This is a genomic window from Psychrobacillus sp. BM2 (genome assembly GCF_048572895.1).
Lineage (GTDB): Bacteria > Bacillota > Bacilli > Bacillales_A > Planococcaceae > Psychrobacillus.
Genome location: NZ_CP183878.1, coordinates 4,216,903 through 4,235,256, shown reverse-complemented (window position 1 = coordinate 4,235,256; position 18,354 = coordinate 4,216,903). Strand labels below are relative to the sequence as shown.

The window sequence follows — 18,354 nt, the reverse complement described above, 5'->3', positions numbered from 1 at the left end:
ATCAAAAAATGCAATGTAATTTACCTTGCTTATAGTTTTTTAATACTGTTTTATTATCATTATTTTTTTCGATCTTGGATTAGTTCTCTAGAAAGTATTTCAATTTATACTTCTTCTAGATTTTTCTTTTTTACGGAATCCATTTATTTACCCCCAACTTTATTACATTACAACTTATTCCTTTTTTATTATCGGAGTATATTCTTCTTCTTAGATGGGCATTTAAAAATAAATTTTTAATGAGGAAGATTTGTCAAAATGGGTGAGATGAAAGTTCCTTATATCAGTACTTATTACACGCATTAAAAAAGCCACTGTATCCTACAGCGGCTTTCATTATTATTTTAATATTATTTGCAATGCTTCTTTTACAGTCGTTGGCTTGCGACCTAGAAGCATTTCTAAATCAGAATGAGATGCTTCTAATCCACCTTCACGGATTCCTTTTTGAATCATTACTGTCAATGATACAAATTCTACTGGCACGCCAGCCTCCTTTAGCATTTTTGCATGTGCTTTTAGAATCTACAGCTAATAAAGAAATTTCCTTGCCTGTAACCTCATTAACAGCATCTACGAATTGTTGTTGTGTTAAGTTTTCACCAGCTAATTCGTATGCTTTATTATCATGTCCTTCACCTGCTAAAATATTGGCAGTCGCTTCACCTAAATCTGGACGGTACACCCAAGCTACTTTTCCTTCTCCTGCAGATGTAACCCACGGTATACCATTTAAGCATTGTTGGATTGTACCTAATTCGTTTTCAACGTACCAGTTGTTACGCACAAATACAAATGGAATACCTAATTCTTTAATGATATTTTCACGTTCACGGTGAATACCAGCCAATACAAAGTCACTAACATCCGCACGTAGCGCACTCGAGTAAATCATTTGTAAAACGCCATTCTCTTTTGCAGCTTCTACCGTATTTGTTTGTTGACGAATGGATGTTTCCACATCACCAAATGTTGAAATATTGAAGACGCGATTCACACCGTTGAAAGCTTCAACTAATGATTCTTTATTCTCAAAGTCGGTTAAGCGAACTTCAATACCTTGTGCTTCATAGCTTTTTGCCTTCTCTGTTTCTCTGAATGTGGATCACGTACACCTGCGATGATATTAGAAATTGGTACTTTCTTTACTAAATTTTCAATAATATTTGAGCCTAGATTTCCGGCTGCACCTGTTACTAAAATTTTCACTTCTATATTCCTCCAAGTACTTTATATTATTTTGTTTCTACTGCTATGAATGCCTTGATAATCAGAAAAACTATTATCTTAAAGTTTTTAATACACCGCTCCATGCTATCACTTGGTCAAGCATTAAGTTGACAGTCGGTAGATGGATTTCAGCTGGTTTAAATGATATTTTCTTTAGCTTATTGTCCTTTCAAAATGGTTTAGCAAATCAATGTTCACGTAGCTATGAAGCGTTCACACCAAAAATTGAAACAATTGTCAAAGAAGAGCTTGGTAGAGGATTTCGAGATTTATTAAAACAAAAATTCCCAGAGTGGCCGTATGAAAAAGTAGAATTACACAGTATTATTATTAGCTGGAGCTTATTTGGAATGTCGACTAAATATGTAAAAAGTGGAGATATTCCATCAAATGATCTGATGATTGAAACGTTTACTAAGCTATTAAAATAAAAACAGACCCTACAAACCGTCATTTGCAGGGGCTATTAACTAATGCTATTTTCTTCTTCTACTATTCCGCCTACTAGTGCCTCGACTGTATTCATTTCATGTAGGTTCCCTATGGACATGGACTCCATTAGAACATTAGATAGATTGTTGGCTAGCACTGCTTTCATTCGCTCCGTTTGTTCCTTTAAAGCAATGACTAATTCACCTGGAGTTGGTGGCTCCACGTCCCAATCACTTGGTTTTGTTCCAGGAACAAATAGTGGTACCCATTCCGGATGTATAATTTCATAGGTAGGAATTGCCTTTTGCGCTAGTATCTCAGCGTTCACATAAACATGGCCTACATTCCAACGTATTGTGTTATTGAAGCTAGGTGGTTGGGTATCCCACGCGAAATCATTTACCTGTTTAATTCTCCCCAATGTATAAATTCGCGCAAAACTAAATTGATTCAACGTTTCCATTTTTTCATCCCCATTCTTCATTTTAAATAGTAGATTAGTACTTCTCCAAAATATACCATATAATGGATTGCGACGTCTCAGGTATCAGCTTTAAAAAAGTCGTTATATGGAGTGTGAGTTAAAGAACATTGGTTTCTTAGGCAGCTCTTTTTTCTTATTGAACAAGCTAAGCTGGTCAGTTTAAGAAGGAATAGCTTAAGTCCTTAGAGAATACCTATAAATAAAACTTTTTAGGGGGTACTAATATAAAATTACTAGTTATTAGAAAGCTTGTTTCTGCGGTAATGGCTTGTGTATTGGTTATAGTAACCTTTTCTCTCCTAGGAGAGACTGCTTTTGCAATTATAATAGGTATGTATCTATTTCCAATTCTTTTGATTTATGGTGTACCAGTATCTATCCTCTCTGATTTCGTTACAAAAAAAGCAAGAGCATTCCTTAGAGGTAGTTTGGCATTATTAATTCACTTATTCTTTGCTACTTTGTTTGTTGTGATCCCAATCTTATTTTTAAAATGGGAAAGGGATTTATTACTTTCTGACTTCAGTAGTTTATTTTATAATTTTTATTTCATTATCTCTATTCTATCTTCAAGTTTGTTCTACTGTATTGATGAAATTATTAGGTCTAAAATGATGAAATATGTGCATCAGGAGATTTTATTGTCTAAAAAAGCTAAAAAACTTTGTGAAAAGATTGGGGATTTGAGAATTTAGAGAAGTTATATTGTCTTGTTCAACGAACGGGTAGTGTTTCTACAATAAGTAGAGACGCTTTTTCAATAAATAATAGTTAGTTGAATAAAAAAAGGAGACTTATAATGTCTGAGGAATCAAGAGAAAGATTAAAAACTAAAGAACAAAGGAAAAACCCTGGTGGTGCTTTAAATAACACCTGGGCTCAAGCCCATATAGGAGCACCCAGTAGTGGATGTTTAGTCAATATTGGTTCAGTTGTAATAGTTGTAGTAATTCTTCTGCTGATAAGGTCTTGCTCAAATTAATCTTATTAAAAGCCGGAAAATATGTAAGCAGTGAGTAAAAGCTTACATATTTCCAGCTGATAAATATTATTCTTAAATAGATAATTGACCATTTGTTTATCGTTCAACTATGTCAGTTTTGGATGAAACTTTCCTGCAAGACGTTTCCCAATAATGGGGTCGGTTCACCTACACTATAAAGTTGCAAATAATGCATAGCTCTAGTACACGAAGTGTAGAATACTCTACGAAGGCTCTCATCGCCGTATACTTGCTCTGATGCATTATAAATGATGACAGCATCGAATTCGATGCCTTTGGACAAATATGACGGTATGACAACAACTCCTTGTTCATATTCAATCGAGCCGTTCTTCACGAGCTTAATATCATCAATGTGGGACAAGGATTCGTATGCACTCTTACTCTCCTCAGCTGATTTACAAATTATAGCAATACTGTTATAACGAAGACTTCGCAAAATTGCTACTTTAGATGCGATGCTTTGGTGCAGTTCTGTGTGATTGAGCAATTGTGTCAGCACTGGTTGCTCGCCTTCGCGTTCGAATGGGATAATCCGTTCCCCGTTAGGTACTAGTTTTCGTGTAAACTCGATAATCGGCTTTGTGGATCGGTAGCTGCGTGTCATGTTAATCACTTCCGTTTCAACCTGCCCGTATAAGCTCATAAGCGTGTCAAAGTTATCCTTTTCGCTTGCATGAGCGAATATCGCCTGATTAAAGTCACCTAGCACAGTCATTTTTGCCGAAGGAAATAAACGCTTCAGAAACTCGAATTGAAATGGTGAATAATCCTGCGCCTCGTCAACAAGTATATGCTTTATAGAGCTGTTCGTCTGAAAGCCTTGAATGAGTTCTTTCATAAGTAAGAAAGGTGTTGCATCTTCATAAGATAGTTTGCGTTCATGTAGCATTTCCAACGTCGCTTGGCAAATCTCCACCCACTCCGCTGGTGTTTCCCCCTCTATCCATTGCTTGATTTGCAGGGGTTCCGCAAAAAGCTGTTCATATATCCCCTTAATATCGATGAAGTCAAATTTTCTGACTCGTTTACGTAAAGGTTTCAATTTCTGTTGAACAATCAATCGGGCAAGTGCTTCAGGCTCGACCTCATAATCTGTAATGGCCTCTCTTTCATAGCCTTGTTTTTTCGCTAAGTAAATCTGGGCCTTATTATAATCCTCGTTACTAAGCAGCTCGATTGTCTCCTGTACCCACGGCTTAGCCATTTCAGACTTTTGAGTTTCATTTATTTTCTTCATTAGCCAATCCTTTAACTTTTCAAGTCTATTATGAAAGCGGAGTGATGTGTCGTTACTATAAAACCATTCTGCAATTTGCCCGGCGGTAACAATCGGCTTTCCCCTGAAAATCATATCCTTGAATAACATTCCAGACACCTCTAACGACTTCCTATATGATTCGATGGCTTCGAAAAAAAGAGGTGATGCTTTGAATCGAATGCTCGCTACTCTTGACTTATAGCAAGGAGTATTCGTAGCAGTTAAAACATATTCCAATTGCTCGTAGGGATTTTCAACTCGAAACTCTTCACTTAGCCGATGGATTAAGTATTCTTGAAATGTGACCTGTTGCATATTCTCTTCTCCAAGTTCTGGCAGCACATTGGACACATAACTGTTAAACATCGAATTAGGTGAAAATAGAATAATTTGATCAGCAGTCATACTTTCTCGATATTTGTAAAGTAAAAAAGCAATCCGCTGCAGGGCAGCTGATGTCTTTCCACTACCCGCCGCACCGTGTACGACGAGCAGTCTTCCACGATCATGACGGATGATTCGGTTTTGCTCCTGCTGTATGGTAGCTACTATATTGTGCATATGTTTGTCTGTGCCTTTTCCCAGTACCTGTTGTAAAATTTCATCTCCAATGGTGACACTCGTATCGAACATGGATTGGAGAATACCACCACGAATAAGATATTGCCCTTTTTTCATTAATATGCCTTTGATTTCGCCACCAGGTGTTGCATACTTGGCCGGTCCAGTCTGATACTCATAGTAGACACTTGAGACAGGTGCCCTCCAGTCATAAATAAGAAATTCTTCCCCACTTGCATCCCTTAGTGTGGAGATTCCAATATAAATTTGTTCCTGTGTTGAATCTCCATCTTCCATGAAATCGATTCTGCCGAAGTAGGGAATCTCCCGCATACGTTGAAGCTTGGATAATTTCTTAGATACATGTCTATTAGTGCTTTGGATAACTGATAGGGCTTGTGTCTCTTGTCTTAAACCAATGATGGTCTCAAGATAATCGTCAAAGGTATCAACATTCACCTTGACTTCATCCCAAAAGTTTTTGCGTATATTAACCAGTTCGTTTCGACTCCGAGAAGTTTCTTCCTCTAATTTGCTGATTTGCTCCGTTATTGTCTCAACTACACTATCCACTCGTTTTTGCTCCTGCTGAAATTCTAAATCCATAGCAAACACCCCTTAAAAAGATTGGATTTGACAAACGAAAAAATATGGTATATAATTTAAAATAGGAATATAATGCACACTAATATTCTTTAGCGTATATCTATATAAATTTACCATAAGTACTCATCTTTTTCAATGTATTAGACAGATTTTTTATGTCTATGGATTTTTAATGCTTATTTGTCAAACATATACCATTTGAATGTAAGAAACACACACCCGCTAGATAAGAGGGTGTTTTTTCATTGCGATTTTACTACTTAATATAAACCATAAGTTTTTCTAGCTCTATATCTTATTCAACTAACTCATGCTTTACTTTAATGATCAATTAAAAATAATGCAGAAATAGCCTAGTTCATAACGAACTAGGCTATTTTAAGAAACAAAAAGCACCCTAAAATGGGGTGCTTTTTGATTTATATATCAAATAATATTTCATGTGACAGGTAACGAAACCCTTTATCCACTAGGATTTCCCACTTTGTTTATACTATTACTGCAATTTTCACGGTTACTTTGAACAAATCTCCGTCTACTTCCATTCGTAAGCTGCCTCCGTGTAAATCTACTATGGATTGTGCGATGGCGAGGCCAAGCCCAGAACCTTCTGTATGACGAGAGGTGTCTGCGCGTTTAAAACGCTCCGTCAATTCATTTACATCGTTTCCTAGTTCATACTTAGCTATATTTTTGATGACGAAAATGGCTTCCCCATTAACTTGCTCCAAATTGATATATACGCGAGTATTGGGTAGGGCATATTTTAGTGTATTGATGATTAGGTTATCAAGAACTCTCCACCACTTTTGCCCATCTACATAGGACATAATTGGTTTTGTACCAATAGTTACACGATACTCTAGCCCCGATTTATCAATATCTTCCTGGTGCTCAGCGATTGCTTGTTGCAGTAGTTGAGTTAAATCCACTTTACGTTTATCTAATTCCATATTTCCGGTCGCCATTTTAGATACTTCAAACAAGTCTTCGATTAACGTTTTCAAGCGCATCGACTTTTTATCCAAAATTGCAATATAAGATGTTCGCTCTTCATCTGTAATGTTTGGTTTTTTTAATAAATCTGTGTACGTAATAATCGATGTTAATGGTGTACGTAAATCATGACTAACGTTTGTAATGAGCTCCGTTTTCAAGCGTTCACTTTTTGCTTGTTCGGAATGGGATGATTTAATCCTATCACGAAGTCCGTTTAAGTTAGCCGCATGCTCAGCAATTGGTGACCTCCCTCTCACTTCGATTTCATTGCCAATTACGCCTCTTGCCATTTCTTCCGTTTTCATAATGATTCGGTTAAGATAAGACATTCTAGACAATAAAAACACAAGTACTGGAATGCCTATCAAAATAGTTGCAGGAATCCAAACGATTATCATCGCAGGTTGCAAGAATACCATCATTGTTCCAAATCCCCAGAAGAATATGACCGAAAGCATGATTAGTGTCTGAATTCCAATAGATTGTTTCAAGAAAAATCCTTCTAATGATTTTCCCCAGCTATAAACAAGACTACCCTTCCAGTCGATTGTACCAAGTCCAGCAAGCATCCACTTCCATTGATACAGTGTTAACGCTGTAAAAATAACTGCAAAAACTAATGTAACTACTTGCATGTCATAATCACTATATATTACAAACCCTACTAGAGATACGGTAGTAATAACAACTAACAAAATACTAATAAGTAAGAATGCTAATTTTACATCAATCGGTAGCTTCCGATACTTTTCTTCACTTCTTTCATGTCGAAAAGTTCCACTATTTTTTCTCCACAATAAAGTAAATGCAACTGCGGCTAAAATTCCCACTACAAGTATTCCATAAAACTTACGTTGGCTTGTTAAAAAGTATTTATATTCATTAGCTCGGTTTCCGCTTAAAATACTAGATTCTGGAATAGCAATTGTCCCTTCAAAACGTGCAAATGGGTTACCCATTGCATCACTGACTATCCAACTATGATCTACCTGTTGAAATATTGTGCGCTCTTTTAAGTAGCCGTATTTACTAGAGTATTCTTTATTAAATGCGTTTTTCGAACTCATTTCCCCATTTGTAAAGCGCTCTTTTGTTTCGACATTCGTTAAGTCATACACAAAGTCGTCTTTTTGGTTCAACAAATCATTTTTTGCTAGTTCGATCGATTTGTAATAGCTATCTACTTGTGCTTCTTTTTCGGCTCGAATCTTTTTCTCTACGTAGCTATCATCTGTGAAATTTTTTGTGATGTCTTCTAGCTTTTTGTCACGTTCTGCAAGCGATACCTTCGCTGTTGTATTCTCTTCTGATATCGTTCCCGCTTCTGTTGTAGTCTCTCCTGTTTCTGATGTGACTGTATTTTCTTCATATTGATCTCTAATCGAATTTAATTGGCTTTGCAGGTCCCCATAACGATAGCGGTATTCCTCTATTTCCTCCGGTGTTACCGTAATTTTTTTCTTCACTTCTTCTTTATCAGGTGCTGCTAAAACTAAAGGAATAATGGATTCCTCAAATTCGGTTAACTGCCACCTAAAATCATCACTATCGAAATAGTTCGTACCAATAAATTTTCTTCCTTGTTCAGTTATTGTAAATAGTGAACATATTGCGAGTACCGCCAATACGCTAAGTATGATGTTTCTTCCTATTGAATGCTTCAACCTGCTGTGCCCCCTTTCATATTTTGGATGATTTCCACGAAGCTTTCTCTAATTTCTTCTAAGGGCACTAGATTGGTTATACAATACACCAAGCAAAGTATTCCACAGACAATTGCCGCTATAGATAGAAGAAAACTCACTTTACTTGTCGATTTTATAGCCAACGCCCCACACCACCTTTAGGTATCTAGGATTTTTAGGATCTGTTTCTATTTTTTCTCGAATTTTCCGGATATGAACGGCTACTATATTTTCAGCGTTATAGGCCGGTTCATTCCAAACACGTTCGTATATTTCATTGATGGAAAAAACGCGTCCTGCATTTGTCATCAGTAAATCTGTAATTTTAAATTCAATCGGCGTTAGTTTAACCGACTCTCCTTCTACAGAAAGATCCTTCGCTTCTTTGTTCAGGATCAGGCCATCGATTTCAATCACTTGCTGCCTCCCCTGATAATTGCCTAATTTCGTATATCTTCTTAACTGGGACTTTACACGTGCCACCAATTCCATCGGATGAAAAGGCTTCGTCACATAATCATCGGCTCCAACAGATAGTCCATGAATTTTATCGGAATCCTCTGCTTTAGCGCTTAGCATAATAATCGGGATATTTTTTTGCTCTCTAATTTTAAATGTTGCGGATATTCCATCCATTTTCGGCATCATAATATCTAACACAATGACGTGAACTTCATTTTCTTCTATTAACTGCAATGCTTCTAACCCATCCGCAGCTTTTAAAACCCGGTATCCTTCATTTTTTAAATAGATCTCTATACCGTCTCGAATGTCTTGATCATCATCCGTTACTAATACTGTAAACTGCGTCATTTACTTACCTCCCAGGCCCACACGATTCGGGTCATGTATCCTACTTAGGGTGCCCTCCTCATCGTTCTTATGTTACTTATTGTACCCCTCATTCCTTAACATTCCAGTAGGGAAAATATGAAGAAATTCTTAAGAAAAAAGTCTATTCGCAGAGGTGACCCTTACGAGACAGCTATTATTCCTATTAAATAAGAAATAGAGCTTTTCTAACTATAGTCTACAATGCATTTAACATGTAAACTTGTTAGAAGTAGTAAAATCATTAAAACAAGGTGGACTGTATATGACAAATCACGAAGAAACAAATTTACCTCCAAAGACATGTTCCGTTGAAAGATTAGTAACAATGGAATCAGATGTTGCTTTAGTATTACAAGGAAAAAAAACTGCTACACGTCGTAATGGGCGCTATGCAGATGTCGGTGAAATTATGGAGCTTCAAGGGCAGTCCTTCGTTGTAGATCGTGTATATATTCAAACACTAGGTGATTTGACGGATGAACATGCAAAACAAGAAGGTTTTGAATCCGTTGAGGATTATAAACAATCCATTCTTTCTTACCATCCTGGTATGCCATGGTTACCCCATATGACTGTATGGGTTCATGAATTTAGTCCTGTAAAAGCGTAACAATTACTTTTCTGTGTTTCACACAGGGAAGTTTTTTTATGCAAAAATTATTGTTCTCATCTAGTGAAACTTTTTATCCAAAAAGTGGTCTAATTCGTAAACAGGAGGTGTTCAATATGAGAAGAAGTAAAAGAATTAGTTGGTTTTTACTATTGGCAATCCCTCTCTTTATATTGGCTAGTTGTGGATCCAGTAAAACTGAATCCACACCAGGAAGTGATCCTGTAGAGGAACATTTATCTACACGACTAGACCTAACAGCAGATGGAGAAGGAACTTTTACGATTAAAAATGAATCATCAGATGAAGTTGTTTTGGAGATGTCGAGCGGTCAACAAATCGAATTCCAGCTATTAAACAAAGCGAATACGGTTATTTACACGTATTCAGCCAATAAATTGTTTATACAAGAAATGCAAGAAAAGAAACTACAGCCTAGTGAAGAATGGAAGTTCCCTCTAAATCTTAAAGAAGAACTTGTGGGTGTTCCCTCGGGATCTTATACATTGGTCGTTTGGTCAACGGCAGAAGGATTAAATGAGCAAAAAGAAAAGATAGCGTATGAATTATTAACATCACCTGGAAAACTTGTCGTCCAAACACAGGAGGTCACCTTTACTGGTCTAGTAGATTCTCACTCTATTGAAGTAAAAAACTTAGATGGAGGTACAGAAGTAATGCAACTATCTGAGGTGGCAATGCCCCAATTTGAAAAATTGGAGGAAGGTACACAGCTAATCATTGAATATGTAGAAGAAAATGGTCAAAAAATTGTTCAAACTACGTATCCTGCTGAATAGGATTCTAAGGAATTATGTAAAAATGCACCGCTATTTTGCGGTGCATTTTGTATGATGATATTAATTTCTGAAGGACAAACTCTCACCTTCTAAACTAGATCTAAGTTTTGGTAATGAAGCTGGACCTATACCATGAAGTTTCAAAATTTCTTTCTCACTAAATTCCGAGAGCTTCTGTAAAGAAGTTACTCCGTTATTTTCCAACGCTCGTCTAGCTGGTGCAGAGAGTAGCGAAAGAAATCCACTTTCTGGTTTGTTTTCTTGCTCACAAATAGGGCAGGTTGGACAGTCACTGCTTTTATAATATTTATGACCTTTGCTGCAAATCCGTAATTGTTTTTCGGAAGTTGCCATTTTAACATGTCTCCTATCATACGAAGTTCTTGATATTCGTGCACCAATTAACTTCTCTTAATAATACTTTGTGTCAGTTAATAATAATAGTGAAATGCATAAAAAAACCAGCGAGACATAAGAGCTCACACTGGTTTTTTCGTTTTCAAGTTTATTCCTCGTTCATGCCGATGCAACGTTCGCATTCGTAAAGGGATGATTCTACTTGCTCATTAATAACACATCCACATTCACGACAATGCTTTGTATTTACTTCTTGAGTAGTTGTTTTCATGCAACTCACCTCCTTGAATGGAATGGGTTTTTTAGCTAATCTTTTCGTAGCCCGGCAATGTTAGAAATTCGACAAATTCATCTTCTGTTACTAAAGAAAGGAATAGCTCCTCAGCTTCTGTATAACGACCACTTCCGTAAGCTTCATTTCCAAATGAGGCTTTTAGTTTTCCTAATTCCTCTGTTAACACTTGTTCTACTAAAGGTATGGTAATTTTACGGCCATCCTCCAGCTTTCCTTCTGGATGTCTAATCCATTGCCATACTTGTGTACGGGAAATCTCTGCTGTTGCAGCATCTTCCATTAAGTTATTGATCGGGGCTGCTCCATTTCCACGTAGCCAAGATGCTATATATTGGACCCCTACGCTACAGTTCAAGCGTAGACCCTCTTCTGTAATTGTCCCCTTAGGTACTTCTAGTAGATCAGCAGCTGTTACATGTACATCCTCACGCTTACGGTGAATCTGATTTGGTGTAGGCATATGTTCTTGGAATTGCTCCCAAGCGACGGGTACAAGACCTGGATGCGCTACCCATGTTCCATCATGTCCGTCCGTTGCTTCCCTTCGTTTATCTTCGCTTACTTTTGAGAAAGCTGCGACGTTGGCTGCTTCATCTCCTTTAATAGGAATTTGTGCGGCCATTCCACCAATGGCAGATGCATTTCGTCGATGGCAGGTTTGAATACATAATTGGGAATAAGCACGCATAAATGGTGACGTCATAGTCACTTGACCACGATCTGGCAAAATAACCTGAGATTGATTGCGAAGTCGTTTAATATAACTAAAAATATAATCCCAACGTCCACAGTTTAGTCCTGCAGAATGATTTCGCAGCTCGTATAATATTTCATCCATTTCAAATGCTGCCATAATTGTTTCGATTAAAACAGTTGCTTTAATCGTCCCGTTAGGAACCTCCAATTTTTGCTGGGCATATACGAAAATATCATTCCATAACCTTGCTTCCAAATGACTTTCTAGCTTTGGCAAATAGAAGTAAGGACCAGTTCCTCGAGCGACTGCCTCTTTTGCATTGTGGAAAAAATATAGTCCAAAGTCGACGAAACTACCTGAGATTGACTCACCATCAATTTTTATATTTTTCTCCAAAAGGTGGAGTCCTCTTGGTCTTACAATTAGTACCGCTGTTTCCGCATGCAGGCTATATACTTTACCTGTTTCAGACTGTGTATAAGAGATTGTTTTACGAACAGCGTCACGCATATTGAGTTGACCTTCAATCATATTTTCCCAAGTTGGCGAAGTGGCATCTTCAAAACAAGCCATATAGGTCTTTGCACCTGAATTTAGTGCATTGATGACCATTTTACGATTAACTGGACCAGTTATTTCGACGCGACGATCCTGTAAATCCTCTGGGATTGGAGCAATTGTCCAATCCCCTTCCCGAATCTCTTTTGTTTCTTGTAGAAAGTCTAATGTTCCACCGTTATCTAGCTTTTCTTGACGAGTTTGCCGTGCCTGTAGTAATTCTTTTCTTCTATCATCAAAGAGATGGTGGAGGGAAGCCACGAAGTCTAAAGCTTCTGGCGTTAAGATTTCGTGAATCCCAATAACCTCTTTTCCTACGATTTCAATTTTTTTAGTCGTTACTTGTTCCATTTATCGTTAACCTCCCATCCCTATGTTTGGTTTAAGCAAATTGTGCAACTTCCGTAGAGCCTTTCATCGCTGTAGTAGATGAAGTTCCTCCTGAAACAATTTGTGAGATTTCATCGAAGTATCCAGTTCCCACTTCACGCTGATGTTTAGTAGCAGTGTACCCTTTTGTTTCATTGGCAAATTCTGCTTGTTGAAGCTTAGAGTAAGCAGCCATGCCATTTGTTTTATAGTCATGCGCTAGTTCAAACATGCTGTGATTTAATGCATGGAAACCAGCAAGTGTTACAAATTGAAATTTATATCCCATTTTCCCTAGCTCTACTTGATATTTTGCAATTGTTTCTTGGTCTAGGTTTGCTTCCCAGTTGAATGATGGTGAACAATTGTAAGCTAGTAATTTGCCCGGGAATTTTGCGTGAATAGCATCTGCGAATTGTTTTGCCTCTTCTAAACTAGGATGTGAAGTTTCACACCAGATTAGATCTGCGTATGGTGCATACGCTAAGCCACGTGCGATTGCTTGCCCGATTCCTGGTTTTGTTTTGAAGAATCCCTCAGGCGTTCTTTCACCTGTTAAGAAATCCGCATCACGTGGGTCAATATCACTTGTAACCATATCTGCAGCATCTGCATCCGTACGTGCAATGAGTACAGTTGGTACACCCATTACATCTGCTGCTAGTCGAGCGGATACTAAATTACGAATAGCATTTTGAGTAGGCAGAAGAACCTTGCCTCCAAGGTGACCACATTTCTTTTCAGAAGCAAGTTGATCTTCTAAATGCACGCCAGCTGCTCCAGCTTCAATCATACCTTTCATTAACTCAAAAACATTTAATGGTCCACCAAACCCAGCCTCCGCATCTGCAATGATCGGTGCGAACCAGTCAAACTCATCTTCTCTACCTTCTGCTTGATCAATTTGATCTGCTCGCTGTAACGCTTGGTTAATACGTTTAACGACGGACGGAACACTGTTAGCTGGGTATAAGCTTTGGTCCGGATACATTTGACCTGAAAGGTTTGCATCTGCTGCCACTTGCCAACCACTCAAATAAATTGCTTGTAGACCAGCTTTTACCTGTTGTACAGCCTGATTACCCGTTAAAGCACCGAGGGCATTGATGAAGTCTTCTTGATGAAGCGATCTCCATAAACGTTTTGCTCCTTTACTCGCTAATGTTTGTTCAATGATGACTGATCCTCGTAATTTCACTACATCCACTGCTGAATATGGGCGCTCAATCCCCTTCCAACGACTTTCTTCTTTCCATTGTTGCAAAAGCTCTTCTACCTGTTGTTGTCTTTTTGACATTTCCAAACACCCCTTAGTATTTTGTGGAGGAACTTTGTTTTAAAAATACAACTTTTTTTACTGTATCATAACAGTTACTTTTCTTGTAATCTAATATATAACACATTTACATTTCTTGTATTGGTTTTTGGATGAAAGATCATTTTTTGAGGATGAATAAAGAATTTGAAGGACGAATGCAAAATTTATGATTTCGGGGGTATGCTAGTGGATTTTAGAAAGGAACAACTAAAACAGTACAGTTTAATAATGGAGGAATGGGTTCCGAAAGAGGCTTCTATCGCTATAGCAGTAGCAGATCACTATGTTTACTATCTAGCGAAGGGGCATGATCTTCATATAAAAGTGGGGCAAAAAATCCAGACTAATAGTATTGCGGATTTGGTACTGAAAAAAGGGTGTAGAACAGAGGCTGTACAGGTGGACACATTATTTCAGGTACCCTATTACGGAATTGGTTATCCGATTGAAATTAACGGAGAACAGGCTGCATTAGTTGTTATACTCCCTCCCCATCACGCAGTGCCCATTACTTCTCCATATAAGTTTTTGACCGGGAAGCAAGAGGATGAGTGGAAGCCTATTCCAATCGAAAAAGTGTCTCATATAGAAAGCCTCCAAAAAAAGACATGGTTCTATGCCAATAGAGAGCCGTATAAAACGAGTATTCCCCTGAAAGATTTGCAACTACGACTACCCAATAGTTTTTTACGGATCCACCGCTCTTATATTGTAAATATTTCATTTATCGACCGAATCGCACGTGATTTTTCTTCCAATTTATTAGTACAGTTACAGGACGGAACCGAATTGCCTGTTAGTCAGTCTTATACGACTGATGTGCGTAGTGCGTTGGGGTTTTAATACAGCGAACTTTTTTTGGGGGAACCTTCGCCATTTAGTTTGTGAAACTTTTTTGCTATGAATTTTACCTTGCTTATATTAATGGCTACTTCGATATTTCTCGAATTAGCTTTTTGTTTTTTTATTGGGTCTGTTAAAGGATAAGGGTGATTAATCATTAATGATTTGGAGAATGAAAATGGCTTTGAATGAGGAATGCTTTTTATTTTCACTTAAAATATATACAATAAAAACATTGCTTAATTTAATAAAAATTTATTGCAAAACAATAAAATATGTAATAGAATAAAAATCAGAATAAATAAGTGAGGTGTTTTTTTATGGATAAAGTAACAACGTTGTTTTTAAAAATAGCTGTTATTCTTTTAGGAGTCCCAGTTCTTGCTCTGTGCATCTTTTTGGTGCCTGAGATGGCGAATCTTGCAGCAAAATTGCTTCCAGAGTTCACTTTGATAAAATATCTCGTTTTCATCGCTTTTGATGCATCGGTAATACCTTTTTACTTTGCTTTGTATCAGGCTTTCAAACTCTTGCGCTATATTGACAAAAATATTGCTTTCTCCGATTTATCTGTAAAAGCTTTAAAGAAAATTAAATACTGTGCCATCACAATCAGTGTTTTGCATGTGCTAGTTTTGCCGCTCTTCTATATCTTTGCGGAAGTAGACGACGCGCCTGGAGTTATCTTTGTCGGATTGATTGTTCCTTTTGCTTCGATGGTTATCGCAGTCTTTGCGGCTGTTCTCCAAAAACTTTTACAAGAAGCAATTAATATCAAACTAGAAAATGATTTTACGGTCTGAGGTGAATAACAATGGCAATTATAATCAATATTGATGTGATGTTAGCAAAAAGGAAAATGAGCGTAACAAAACTGTCGGAGAAGGTTGGAATAACAATGGCGAATCTTTCTATATTAAAAAATGGAAAGGCAAAAGCAATTCGATTATCTACTTTAGAGTTAATTTGTAAGGCTTTAGAATGTCAGCCTGGAGATATTTTAGAATACAAAAGCGACGAAGATAGTTAAACATTGAGGATGAAACTTAATATAAAAATGATTAGAGGAGGTATAACTATGGAAAGTAAAAATTTGATTATGGAAAATATCGCTAAGCCTCATGAGCTGGAGAGAATGTATAGAAAAGATCCGAAAGCTTTTAAAAAATCATTCTCAAACGCATGGGAACAAAATCCTGATTCTCAGGTTCTTGGTGTTTGGCATGAAAGATTGAATTTCAAGGAGACGGCAAGTACAGAAAAATCTTCTTTGCTTCAAAAAGGTTTCTTATTCATGGGCTTTTTAGCGATTCTGGCCGGGGTAAGCACCAGGATCATTTTCCATTTTGTCGAACAGGAAGCAATTGCTCCAATTAACCTGGCTTTTGGTATAATTCCCTTTATTGCTGCCTATTTTGTCTACAATAATACTCCGAAAAAAAGTGTTATTTATTCCCTTGTAGCGTTGTTCCTAATTTCCGGGTTTTATCTTAATATACTGCCATTAAATTATAAAGACAGTATTATCCTTGCTTATTTACACCTTCCCATATTCTTATGGGTACTGGTAGGTCTTGCATTTACAGGAAATGAATATTCAAAAGGCAGTACAAGATTAACCTATATTAAATTTAATTTGGAATATTGTATTCTCTACGCCAGCATGGCAGTTAGCGGAATGATACTAGCATTATTAACCATGCAGTTATTTAGCTTTGTAGGCTTGGATATAGAAGAATTCTATTTTAGTAATGTCGTTTTATTTGGTGCTGCCGCTCTCGCTATTGTTGCTGCATACCTTGTATCAATGAACCTTAAACTTGCTAAGAATATTACACCGTATATAGCTAAAATTTTTAGTCCCCTTGTTCTGGTCACATTGTTGGTCTATCTTATAACGGTTATATGGGTCGGAAAAAATCCATTCTTGGACCGCAATTTCCTAATAGCCTTCAACGGAATACTTCTTGGTGTATTGGTCGTCACCATATTTTCCATTATCGAGAAAGACTCAGACGGGAAAAAGAACATTTCAGATTATATAAATTTCGCCTTAATTGTTCTTGCGCTTATCATTGACAGTGTGGCTTTGTCAGCCATCATGTTCAGACTTTCTTCTTATGGGATTACACCTAATAGACTTGCTGTTTTAGGAGTAAACATACTTATCTGGGTCAATCTATTTTGGATTATGCTTTCCTATATGCGTTTTCTACAAAACAAAACCGGACCTTCAACTATCCAAGATGCCGTTACTAAGTATTTGCCGGTCTACGGACTTTGGGCAGCTTTCGTTATATTTACTTTTCCTATAGTTTTTAATTAGAAAGGCTCTGTTAACGAAAAGTCAATCTTTCTTATTCCACTAACAGGTACATTAGTAAAAAGCGGACATAAAAAACAATGAGCTGGAGACATTTCCAAGCTCATTTTTATGTGCATTTTTAAATCAGCCTTTAACTTTAGCATAGCCGTTTTATTTAGTTCTACCTAGATGGGACACTTACCTTCTTTTTCATTCTGTAAGTTACTAAATTTACTCCCAAACGTTAAAATAGCTATGCTCCCAAGCAATAAACCAATACCTACCCAAGATGTTGCGCTGAGAATCTCACCCACCACGATTACACCAAGTAAGGCAGCAGTAGTAGGCTCCGCGAGCGATAAAGTTAGTGCAGAGGAAGCAGGGATTTTACGAAGCCCCCAACCGTATAGCACATAAGCAATACTAGTAGTTGCTATTCCCAAATAAAAAATGATTCCCACATTTCCAGTATCCTTCAACCAACTTACATCAAATATGAAATAGAAAGGTGTTAACAACAATGCGCTAAGCGAGAAGGTCATTGCAACTACGGATATAGCGTCTTCTTTTTGCAACAACGATTTGCTCGTCATTGTATACAACGCAAAAATAAGGCCAGCGACCAATGAGTACAAAATCCCTAATGGATTAATGTTGACTTCACCTTTTGTTACAAATAAAAATAGACAACCAATAATAGCTAAGGCTGTGGAACCACCCCATATTTTAGTAGGACGCATTTTCAAAAAAATCCACTCAATCAAACCTGAAAATACTGGAGCACTTCCAATAGCAACCACACTCGCTATCGCTACCCCCGTTAAACGCACTGATGAAAAAAATAAGAGCTGAAACAATGAAATACAAATAGCGGCGTATAGCGTTTGTTTCCAGGGCCATGAAAGGAACTGTATTTTTTTAAATAAAACTAGAATAATTAGAAGAAACAATCCTCCACTTGCAGAACGTCCTGCACTAATAATAAATGGGTGCGCACTGTCTGGTAAAAATGTTTGTGCAGTTCCTGTTGTTCCCCACAAAATAGCACCAAATAGTACAAATATGTATGGCAATACTGTCAAGTTTTCTCCCTACCTTCCCACATTT

20 protein-coding genes are annotated in these 18,354 nt (G+C 37.3%); 8 read left to right on the top strand and 12 right to left on the bottom strand.

What is annotated here, in order from left to right; genetic code table 11:
- Positions 1 to 339: 339 nt before the first annotated feature.
- From ACN6MX_RS20925 to ACN6MX_RS20915, 3 genes are read right to left on the bottom strand one after another with little or no spacing between them, the layout of a single operon-like run.
- Positions 340 to 486: a hypothetical protein gene (locus ACN6MX_RS20925; RefSeq protein WP_419960642.1), complete on the bottom strand. Its 147-nt coding sequence runs from the start codon at positions 484 to 486 to the stop codon at positions 340 to 342.
- Positions 434 to 1,057 carry an NmrA family NAD(P)-binding protein gene (locus tag ACN6MX_RS20920; RefSeq protein WP_419962685.1) on the bottom strand — a complete coding sequence of 208 codons (624 nt, stop codon included), beginning with the start codon at positions 1,055 to 1,057 and terminating at the stop codon, positions 434 to 436. Before ACN6MX_RS20920 ends, ACN6MX_RS20925 begins: the two co-directional genes overlap by 53 nt.
- Positions 1,042 to 1,209: an SDR family oxidoreductase gene (locus ACN6MX_RS20915; protein ID WP_419960641.1), complete on the bottom strand. Its 168-nt coding sequence runs from the start codon at positions 1,207 to 1,209 to the stop codon at positions 1,042 to 1,044. The genes ACN6MX_RS20920 and ACN6MX_RS20915 overlap by 16 nt, the downstream gene beginning before the upstream one ends.
- Positions 1,210 to 1,337: 128 nt before the next feature.
- Here ACN6MX_RS20915 and ACN6MX_RS20910 point away from each other — a divergent pair, with 128 nt between their 5' ends.
- Positions 1,338 to 1,661: a hypothetical protein gene (locus ACN6MX_RS20910; protein WP_419960640.1), complete on the top strand. Its 324-nt coding sequence runs from the start codon at positions 1,338 to 1,340 to the stop codon at positions 1,659 to 1,661.
- Between the two features lie 35 nt (positions 1,662 to 1,696).
- On the opposite strand, the gene ACN6MX_RS20905 is transcribed toward ACN6MX_RS20910, so the two are convergent.
- Positions 1,697 to 2,125: a DinB family protein gene (locus ACN6MX_RS20905; RefSeq protein ID WP_419960639.1), complete on the bottom strand. Its 429-nt coding sequence runs from the start codon at positions 2,123 to 2,125 to the stop codon at positions 1,697 to 1,699.
- Positions 2,126 to 2,945: 820 nt separating this feature from the next.
- Between ACN6MX_RS20905 and ACN6MX_RS20900 the strand changes: the two genes are divergently transcribed.
- On the top strand, positions 2,946 to 3,128 hold the full coding sequence (locus ACN6MX_RS20900; RefSeq protein WP_419960638.1) for a DUF6366 family protein: 183 nt from the start codon (positions 2,946 to 2,948) through the stop codon (positions 3,126 to 3,128).
- 112 nt (positions 3,129 to 3,240) lie between these two features.
- On the opposite strand, the gene helD is transcribed toward ACN6MX_RS20900, so the two are convergent.
- The 3 genes from helD to ACN6MX_RS20885 form a co-directional block, all read right to left on the bottom strand.
- Positions 3,241 to 5,577 carry an RNA polymerase recycling motor HelD gene (gene helD / locus ACN6MX_RS20895; protein ID WP_419960637.1) on the bottom strand — a complete coding sequence of 779 codons (2,337 nt, stop codon included), beginning with the start codon at positions 5,575 to 5,577 and terminating at the stop codon, positions 3,241 to 3,243.
- A 488-nt stretch (positions 5,578 to 6,065) separates the two neighbouring features.
- A complete protein-coding gene (locus ACN6MX_RS20890) occupies positions 6,066 to 8,240 on the bottom strand; it encodes a histidine kinase dimerization/phospho-acceptor domain-containing protein (RefSeq protein ID WP_419960636.1) in 2,175 nt (724 codons plus the stop codon).
- 141 nt (positions 8,241 to 8,381) lie between these two features.
- Positions 8,382 to 9,074 carry a response regulator transcription factor gene (locus ACN6MX_RS20885; protein ID WP_419960635.1) on the bottom strand — a complete coding sequence of 231 codons (693 nt, stop codon included), beginning with the start codon at positions 9,072 to 9,074 and terminating at the stop codon, positions 8,382 to 8,384.
- Positions 9,075 to 9,357: 283 nt separating this feature from the next.
- Here ACN6MX_RS20885 and ACN6MX_RS20880 point away from each other — a divergent pair, with 283 nt between their 5' ends.
- Together ACN6MX_RS20880 and ACN6MX_RS20875 are read left to right on the top strand one after the other, a co-directional pair.
- The gene (locus ACN6MX_RS20880) at positions 9,358 to 9,705 is read left to right on the top strand and encodes an ASCH domain-containing protein (RefSeq protein WP_211892587.1); all 348 of its coding nucleotides are present in this window, start codon (positions 9,358 to 9,360) and stop codon (positions 9,703 to 9,705) included.
- A gap of 116 nt (positions 9,706 to 9,821) precedes the next feature.
- Positions 9,822 to 10,505: a BsuPI-related putative proteinase inhibitor gene (locus ACN6MX_RS20875; protein WP_419960634.1), complete on the top strand. Its 684-nt coding sequence runs from the start codon at positions 9,822 to 9,824 to the stop codon at positions 10,503 to 10,505.
- 60 nt (positions 10,506 to 10,565) lie between these two features.
- Here ACN6MX_RS20875 and ACN6MX_RS20870 read toward each other — a convergent pair whose 3' ends face one another.
- The 4 genes from ACN6MX_RS20870 to aceA all read right to left on the bottom strand — a co-directional run bounded on the left by ACN6MX_RS20870 (position 10,566) and on the right by aceA (position 14,078).
- Positions 10,566 to 10,859, bottom strand: coding sequence for an RNA polymerase alpha subunit C-terminal domain-containing protein (locus tag ACN6MX_RS20870; RefSeq protein ID WP_419960633.1), 294 nt, complete (start codon positions 10,857 to 10,859; stop codon positions 10,566 to 10,568).
- Between the two features lie 151 nt (positions 10,860 to 11,010).
- Complete coding sequence (yhfH, locus tag ACN6MX_RS20865; RefSeq protein ID WP_139185094.1) at positions 11,011 to 11,133, bottom strand: protein YhfH; 123 nt, start codon at positions 11,131 to 11,133, stop codon at positions 11,011 to 11,013.
- A 31-nt stretch (positions 11,134 to 11,164) separates the two neighbouring features.
- The gene (gene aceB / locus ACN6MX_RS20860; protein ID WP_419960632.1) at positions 11,165 to 12,763 is read right to left on the bottom strand and encodes a malate synthase A; all 1,599 of its coding nucleotides are present in this window, start codon (positions 12,761 to 12,763) and stop codon (positions 11,165 to 11,167) included.
- A gap of 31 nt (positions 12,764 to 12,794) precedes the next feature.
- Entirely contained in the window at positions 12,795 to 14,078 is a 1,284-nt protein-coding gene (gene aceA, locus ACN6MX_RS20855) for an isocitrate lyase (protein WP_419960631.1), read from the bottom strand.
- A 201-nt stretch (positions 14,079 to 14,279) separates the two neighbouring features.
- Between aceA and ACN6MX_RS20850 the strand changes: the two genes are divergently transcribed.
- The 4 genes from ACN6MX_RS20850 (at position 14,280) to ACN6MX_RS20835 (ending at position 17,268) form a co-directional block, all read left to right on the top strand.
- The gene (locus tag ACN6MX_RS20850; protein ID WP_419962684.1) at positions 14,280 to 14,942 is read left to right on the top strand and encodes a LytR/AlgR family response regulator transcription factor; all 663 of its coding nucleotides are present in this window, start codon (positions 14,280 to 14,282) and stop codon (positions 14,940 to 14,942) included.
- 320 nt (positions 14,943 to 15,262) lie between these two features.
- On the top strand, positions 15,263 to 15,745 hold the full coding sequence (locus tag ACN6MX_RS20845; protein WP_419960630.1) for a DUF2975 domain-containing protein: 483 nt from the start codon (positions 15,263 to 15,265) through the stop codon (positions 15,743 to 15,745).
- 11 nt (positions 15,746 to 15,756) lie between these two features.
- A complete protein-coding gene (locus tag ACN6MX_RS20840) occupies positions 15,757 to 15,972 on the top strand; it encodes a helix-turn-helix domain-containing protein (RefSeq protein ID WP_419960629.1) in 216 nt (71 codons plus the stop codon).
- Positions 15,973 to 16,020: 48 nt separating this feature from the next.
- The gene (locus ACN6MX_RS20835; protein WP_419960628.1) at positions 16,021 to 17,268 is read left to right on the top strand and encodes a DUF4153 domain-containing protein; all 1,248 of its coding nucleotides are present in this window, start codon (positions 16,021 to 16,023) and stop codon (positions 17,266 to 17,268) included.
- Positions 17,269 to 17,432: 164 nt separating this feature from the next.
- Here the strand turns inward: ACN6MX_RS20835 and ACN6MX_RS20830 are convergent, their stop codons facing one another.
- Entirely contained in the window at positions 17,433 to 18,329 is an 897-nt protein-coding gene (locus tag ACN6MX_RS20830) for a DMT family transporter (RefSeq protein WP_419960627.1), read from the bottom strand.
- Positions 18,330 to 18,354: the final 25 nt, after the last annotated feature.

What these genes read in the sequence shown, in the direction of transcription:
- ACN6MX_RS20905 (WP_419960639.1), bottom strand. Translation starts at nt 2,125, where the DNA reads ATGGAAACGTTGAATCAATTTAGTTTTGCGCGAATTTATACATTGGGG.
- ACN6MX_RS20900 (WP_419960638.1), top strand. Translation starts at nt 2,946, where the DNA reads ATGTCTGAGGAATCAAGAGAAAGATTAAAAACTAAAGAACAAAGGAAA.
- helD (WP_419960637.1), bottom strand. Translation starts at nt 5,577, where the DNA reads ATGGATTTAGAATTTCAGCAGGAGCAAAAACGAGTGGATAGTGTAGTT.
- ACN6MX_RS20885 (WP_419960635.1), bottom strand. Translation starts at nt 9,074, where the DNA reads ATGACGCAGTTTACAGTATTAGTAACGGATGATGATCAAGACATTCGA.
- ACN6MX_RS20880 (WP_211892587.1), top strand. Translation starts at nt 9,358, where the DNA reads ATGACAAATCACGAAGAAACAAATTTACCTCCAAAGACATGTTCCGTT.
- ACN6MX_RS20875 (WP_419960634.1), top strand. Translation starts at nt 9,822, where the DNA reads ATGAGAAGAAGTAAAAGAATTAGTTGGTTTTTACTATTGGCAATCCCT.
- ACN6MX_RS20870 (WP_419960633.1), bottom strand. Translation starts at nt 10,859, where the DNA reads ATGGCAACTTCCGAAAAACAATTACGGATTTGCAGCAAAGGTCATAAA.
- yhfH (WP_139185094.1), bottom strand. Translation starts at nt 11,133, where the DNA reads ATGAAAACAACTACTCAAGAAGTAAATACAAAGCATTGTCGTGAATGT.
- aceB (WP_419960632.1), bottom strand. Translation starts at nt 12,763, where the DNA reads ATGGAACAAGTAACGACTAAAAAAATTGAAATCGTAGGAAAAGAGGTT.
- aceA (WP_419960631.1), bottom strand. Translation starts at nt 14,078, where the DNA reads ATGTCAAAAAGACAACAACAGGTAGAAGAGCTTTTGCAACAATGGAAA.
- ACN6MX_RS20850 (WP_419962684.1), top strand. Translation starts at nt 14,280, where the DNA reads ATGCTAGTGGATTTTAGAAAGGAACAACTAAAACAGTACAGTTTAATA.
- ACN6MX_RS20845 (WP_419960630.1), top strand. Translation starts at nt 15,263, where the DNA reads ATGGATAAAGTAACAACGTTGTTTTTAAAAATAGCTGTTATTCTTTTA.
- ACN6MX_RS20840 (WP_419960629.1), top strand. Translation starts at nt 15,757, where the DNA reads ATGGCAATTATAATCAATATTGATGTGATGTTAGCAAAAAGGAAAATG.
- ACN6MX_RS20835 (WP_419960628.1), top strand. Translation starts at nt 16,021, where the DNA reads ATGGAAAGTAAAAATTTGATTATGGAAAATATCGCTAAGCCTCATGAG.